General features: G+C 73.7%; 3 protein-coding genes. All 3 read left to right on the top strand.

Annotation, left to right across the window (positions count from 1 at the left end; all coding sequences use genetic code 11):
- On the top strand, nt 1-761 hold a 761-nt coding region (locus BH719_RS05340; RefSeq protein WP_009743750.1), incomplete at its 5' end, for an energy-coupling factor transporter transmembrane component T.
- Nucleotides 758-2,632, top strand: coding sequence for an ABC transporter ATP-binding protein (locus BH719_RS05335; protein WP_009743749.1), 1,875 nt, complete (start codon nt 758-760; stop codon nt 2,630-2,632). The genes BH719_RS05340 and BH719_RS05335, both read left to right, overlap by 4 nt.
- Complete coding sequence (locus BH719_RS05330; RefSeq protein ID WP_009743748.1) at nt 2,629-4,395, top strand: ABC transporter ATP-binding protein; 1,767 nt, start codon at nt 2,629-2,631, stop codon at nt 4,393-4,395. The genes BH719_RS05335 and BH719_RS05330 overlap by 4 nt, the downstream gene beginning before the upstream one ends.
- The last annotated feature ends 10 nt before the right edge of the window (nt 4,396-4,405 follow it).

The following is a 4,405-nucleotide window of genomic DNA, read 5'->3' as shown; positions in this document are numbered from 1 at the left end:
CCGCACCGGGCGCCGCAGCGCCCCACCAGCGCGGCAGGCGCCAGGGCGGCGCCTTCGCCCCGTTGAACCCCCTGACCATGGGGCTGGCCGCGCTGCCCCTCATGGTGGCCGTGGCACTCGGCGGCACCACCCGGGTGAACCTCGTCGTCATGGCGGCGGCCACACTGGGCGTCATCGCCTCGCGCCCGCCCGCCCGGCGCCTCGTGGCCACTGCCCTGGCGCCGTGGCTCACCGCAGCGCTGCTCCTGTTCACGCTGCGCTACTTCGCCACCGCGCCCTACAGGAGCGTCGAACTGTACTACGTCGCGTCCCCGGCCTCGGGCGCCACCACGGTCGGCGCGGTACTGGCGCTGGTGCTCCTGGGAGGGGCGGCGGCCCCGGCGGAGGCGCAGATACGCGCGCTGACGACGACCCTGCGCCTGCCCTACCGGCTCGCCGCGGCGGGCACGGCGGCCGTGTCCTTCCTCAGGCGCTTCAGCCGGGACTTCGCGCTGCTGCGGACGGCGCGGGCGCTGCGGGGAGTCGGCTCGGGGTGGGGGCCGCTGGCGCCCGCCGTCCGGTGGACGGCGTCCGTGGTGCCGCTGATGGTCATATCGGTGTCGCACGCCGAACGGGTCGCCCTGTCGATGGACGCCCGCGCCTTCGGGGCGCACGCCCGGCGCACGGAAATGGTCGACGAGCGCTGGCGGGCGCGCGACTGGGCGGTCGTCGCCCTGGCGTGCCTGGCCGCCGCCGTGGTTCTCTACTGGAGGTACCGATGAGCGCATCGGAGAACAAGAACGCGGGCCTGAAGGAGCTGATCCGCCCCGCGGTCCCCGCGATGTTCGGGGCGGCGGCGCTGACCGCGCTCGCGGCCGTCCTGGGGATCGTCCCCTACGCGGCGATGGCGCGCCTGGCGGAGCTGTGGCTCGGCGAGGAGGGCGCCACGCCCGGGGAGCTGTGGCTCCTGGCGGGCGTGGCCGTGGCCGCGCTCTTCGCCGGGCAGACGTGCTACTCGCTGGGCCTGGGGGTCACGCACATCGCCGAGGCGCGGCTGCGCCACCGGTTGCGCGAGCGCGTCGTGACGACCATCGGGAACATGCCCCTGGGGGAGGTGTCGGCGCTCTCCGCGGGCGCGATCCGCAAGATGGTTGCCGACGACACCGCCGCCATCCACACGATGATCGCCCACCTGCCGGGCGACACCACGCACTCCCTCGTCGGCGCGGCGGCGGGATTCGCGTACCTGCTCTGCGTCGACTGGCGCCTGGCGCTCGCCCTGGCGGGGGTGTGGGTGGTGCTGATCGGCGCGATCGCCCTCGTCTCGATGCGCGGCTACGGGTCGATCGTCTCGGAGTTCTCCGAGCAGCAGACCGCTTTGGCGGCCGCCACCGTGGAGATGGTCGAGGGCATCGCGGAGATCAAGAACTTCCAGGCCGCCGACGCCACCCGGACGCGCTTCACCGCCGCCAGGGAGGCGTTCTCCGCCCTGTCCTACACGTGGACGAAGCGCTCGGGGGCGGCGGTGGCGCTCGTCAGCGCGATCATCCGGCCGTCCTCCGTGTTCGCCACCGTCGCCCCTTTGGCGGCGCTCTTCGTCTGGCAGGGCTGGACGACCCCTGCCCGGGCGCTGCCCTTCTTCTTCGTGGCGCTCGCCCTGCCCTCCGGCCTGCTCACGCTGACGCAGATGACCCAGCACGCCTACGAGGCCCGCCAAGGGGCGCGCGCCACGGCACAGCTGCTGGCGAGCCCCCTCATGCCCGAGGGCGCCTACGAGGGCGCGGCGCCCCAACCCGGCGCGGTCTCCTTCGACGGCGTCTCCTTCGGGTACTCGCAGGACGCGCCGGTCCTGAGGGACGTGTCCTTCTCGGTGGAGCCAGGCACGGTCACCGCGATCGTGGGGCCCTCCGGCGGCGGGAAGACCACCATCGCCCGCCTGGTCGGGCGCTTCTGGGACGCGGACTCGGGGACGGTGCGCGTCGGCGGCATCGACGTGCGCGAGGCCACCCACGCGTGGCTGCTGTCCCAGTTGGCGATCGTTTTCCAGGACGTCGCGCTGTGCCACGACACGGTCGGCGCGAACATCGCGCTGGGCCGCCCCGGCGCGACCCGGGAGCAGATCGAGGCCGCCGCGAGGGCAGCCTGCGTCCACGACCGCATCATGGCGCTGCCCGAGGGCTACGACACGGTCATCGGGGAGGAAGGGGGATTCCTGTCGGGAGGGGAGCGACAGCGCGTCACCCTGGCGCGCGCCTACTTGATGGACGCGCCGATCCTGGTGCTCGACGAGGCGACCGCATCAGCCGACCCCCGCTCCGAGCGCGACATCCACCGGGCGCTCAGCTCTCTGTCCGAGGGGCGCAGCGTCCTCGTCATCGCCCACCGCCTCTCCACCATCCGCGACGCCGACCAGATCCTGGTCGTGGACCGGGGCCGGATCGTCGAGCGCGGCACCCACGACCGCCTCATCGCCCTGGACGGCGCCTACGCGCGGCTGTGGCGGACGCAGAACCCCGGCCAGGGCGGCCCGGGTGGCCCGGGCGGGCCGGGCGACCCGGGAGACCCGGACGCCTCGAACAGCCCGGATGGTCCGGACGGGCCAGGCGGCCCCGGCAGTGGCGGGCGCCCGGGCACGAGCCGAAAGGAGAAATGACCGTGTGGGGCAAAATCATCCGCGTCGTCAACGCGCGCCAGATGCGCATGATCCGCAACTGGTTCATCGCGTCCGCCGTCCTCCAGGGCATCACCCTGTCGCTCCTGATCCCCTTCCTGCGGGCCTTCCTCGGCGCCGCGCCGGACCTGGGGATGTGGACGGCCCTGGTGGTGGGGGCCGGCCTGTGCGCCCTGGTGGTCGACACCGTCGCCATGTTCGTCTCGTTCCGGGTGAGCGTCTACGACGTGTGCGACTCCATGATCGACCGCATCGCCTCCCGCGTGCTCGCCCTGCCGCTGGGGTGGTTCGACGCGAAACGCGAGGCGCAGGTCGCCTCGGCGACCTCCCGCGAGGTGAACACCATCTCGCACGTCGTCTCCATCGTGCTCCCGCGCCTGACGAACGCCTTCGTGGTCCCCGCCGTCATGATGGCGGCCACGGCGTTCTACGACTGGCGGCTCGCGGCCATCATGGCCGCAGCGGTCCCGCCCCTGTGGTGGGTGCTCCGCCTCACCGGCTCCGCGACCGAGCGCGCCAACACCACCGAGTCGGGGGCCGCCACGGCCGCTGCCGGGCGGCTCATCGAGTTCTCCCGCCTGCAGACGGTGCTCCGCGCGACCGGCGCGACCAAGCGCGGGTGGACGGTCCTCGACGACGCCCTGGAAGCCGAGTCCAGTGCTGTGCTGTCCTCCCTGGTGGTCAGGTCGCGCCCCGCCCAGGGGTTCTCCCTGATCATCACGCTTACCTACGCGGCCCTGGTGGCCGCGGGCATGGCCCTCGTCATGGGCGGGGAGCTCGACCCGGTCGTCTACCTGGCCCTCATGGCCGTGTGCGCCCGCATCAGCGGGCCCATCGGCGAGGCGGCGCTCATCGCCACCGAGGCCAACAACGCGGGCGTCGCCTTCGACCGTGTGCTCGACATCCTCGAGTCGAGCCCGCTGCCCGAGCCCGACCCGTCCCAGGCGCGCACGCCCTCGGGGGCCTCCGTCGCCTTCGAGCACGTCTCCTTCTCCTACGAGCAGGGCAGCCCCGTGCTGCGGGACGTGTCCTTCGAGGCGGAGCCGGGGGCCGTGACCGCCATCGTCGGCCCCTCGGGCGCGGGCAAGTCGACGGTGCTGCGCCTGGCGGCGCGGTTCTGGGACGCGGGGGCCGGAGCCGTGCGAGTGGGCGGCGTGGACGTGCGCGACATGACGAGCGCGGAGCTCATGGCAATGACGTCGATGGTCTTCCAGGACGTCTACCTCTTCGACACGACGATCCGCGAGAACCTGCGGATCGCGCGCCCGGACGCCACCGACGGCGAGCTGGCCCGGGCCGCCCGGCGCGCGCGCCTCGACACGGTGATCGAGGCCCTGCCCGACGGGTGGGACACCCGAGTGGGGCCGGGCGGGCTGGCGCTGTCCGGGGGAGAGCGCCAGAGGGTCGCCATCGCCCGCGCCTTCATCAAGGACGCGCCGATCCTGCTGCTCGACGAGATCACCTCCGCCCTGGACGGTGAGAACGAGTCGGCGATCACCCACGTGGTCTCGGAGCTGTCGCGCGGGCGGACCGTCCTGGTCGTCGCACACCGCGTCTCCACCATCATGCGCGCCGACCGTGTCATCGTCCTGTCCCCGGACGGGGCGGGCGGCGGGGCGCGCGTCGCGCAGACGGGCGCCCCCGACGAGCTGGCGCGGGGCAGCGGACTGTTCCGGGAGTTCATCGACGCGAGCCAGGAGGCGTCGCGCTGGCACTTGCGAGGGGGCGGGCAGGCGCGCCGCTGAGGCGGCCGCG

It is taken from the genome of Pauljensenia hongkongensis (assembly GCF_001746855.1).
GTDB lineage: Bacteria > Actinomycetota > Actinomycetes > Actinomycetales > Actinomycetaceae > Pauljensenia > Pauljensenia hongkongensis.
The sequence above is the reverse complement of the archived record's forward strand: the minus strand, read 5'-3'. Positions and strand labels throughout refer to the sequence as shown.

What these genes read in the sequence shown, in the direction of transcription:
- BH719_RS05330 (WP_009743748.1), top strand. Translation starts at nt 2,629, where the DNA reads ATGACCGTGTGGGGCAAAATCATCCGCGTCGTCAACGCGCGCCAGATG.
- BH719_RS05335 (WP_009743749.1), top strand. Translation starts at nt 758, where the DNA reads ATGAGCGCATCGGAGAACAAGAACGCGGGCCTGAAGGAGCTGATCCGC.